The 1,346-nt window shown below is 70.4% G+C and carries 1 protein-coding gene; it reads left to right on the top strand.

The genetic code is table 11. From position 1 onward, the window contains the following. Positions 1–280 precede the first annotated feature (280 nt). Positions 281–1,346: sugar efflux transporter (locus tag AB0G02_RS40540; protein ID WP_360805952.1), on the top strand; the 1,066-nt coding region annotated here is incomplete at its 3' end.

Genomic DNA, 1,346 nt, shown 5'->3' with positions numbered 1-1,346 from the left:
TTGGCGTTCAACGTGCACATGATGGTCAACACCGTGCAGGGCGGTGAACGGACCACAGAGGAGCATCGACGGCTGTTGTCGGCCAACGGTTTCGCGTTGGAGGACATCCGCGAGCTGCCGCTGGACATGGCGGTCCTGGTGGCGCGCGCCACTGTGTGAGCGCTCTCACCGGTCCGCATGCTGGAAATCGGCTTCCTCGTCGCCCACCCGGGAGGCGAGGATCGCCGGTGTGCCCGTCCTGAGTGGAACCCGGTCCCGTCCCTTCGTCCCGTTGGTGTCGGTGAGCCTGCTGACCGGTGTCGGGTACGCGTTGGCGGGTCCGTTCCTGTCGTTGTTCCTGATCAAGGAGGTCGGCGCGGGCCCGGTCGCGGTCGGGGCGTTCCTGCTGATCAGTGCCCTGGTGTCGATGCTGGTGAGCACGCTGGTCGGGCGGTTCTCCGACTCGCGGGCGATCCGTCGCACGCTGCTCGCCGTCGCCGGGTCGGCCGGTGCGGTGTCGTGGGCGTTGTTCGCCGTGCTGCGCGACTACTGGTTGCTGCTGGGCGTCGCGGTCACGTTGTTCGCGGTCGCGTCCTCGCAGATGCCCCAGATGTTCGCCTACGCCCGGCAGCTGCTGGAGCGCAGCGGTTCGGCCAAGGCGCCGTTGGCGATGAGCGGCCTGCGGACGACGATGTCCGTCGCGTGGGTCGGCGGTCCGCCGCTGGGCGCGCTGCTGATCGTGGGCGGCGGTTTCACCGGGCTGTTCGGCGTCAGCGCGGCGGTGTACGTGCTGGCCGTCGTGGTGACCCTGGTGTGGTTGCCCGAGCTCGGCCCGTCCAGCCCGCCGTCGCACGAGGTGGAACGGCAGTCCGGGTTGCGGCGCGAGGTCGTGCTCGCGGCGGCGGCCTTCGTGCTGCTGCAGTGCGCGACGTCGGTCGGCGTGGCGGCGATGCCGTTGTTCGTGACCGAGGACCTCGGGGGCACGACCGGTGACGCGGGGCTCGTGCTGGGGCTGTGCGCGGCGCTGGAGATCCCGCTGATGCTCGGCTTCGGCGCGTTGGCCATCCGGGTCAACCACCGGGTGCTGGTGCTCGCGGGCGGCGCGGTGGCGCTGGTCTACTACGGGATCATGCTCCTCACCGAGGCGACCTGGCAGGTGATGGCCGCGCAGGTGCTGCACGCGGTGGTGATCTCCGCGGTGATGGGCGTGGGCATCTCGTACTTCCAGGACCTCGCGCCCGGCCGTCCCGGCTACGCCAGCACGCTGTTCACCAACACGGCCAAGACCAGCGCGATGCTGTCGGGACCGCTGCTGGGCCTCGCGCAGCACCTCGGCTACCGCACCGCGTACGGGATGGGCCTGGTCA

Origin of the sequence: Actinosynnema sp. NPDC023658, assembly GCF_040639995.1 — a bacterium.
Taxonomy (GTDB): domain Bacteria; phylum Actinomycetota; class Actinomycetes; order Mycobacteriales; family Pseudonocardiaceae; genus Actinosynnema.
Note: the sequence above shows the minus strand (reverse complement) of the source record. Positions and strands in the feature narration are given on the sequence as shown.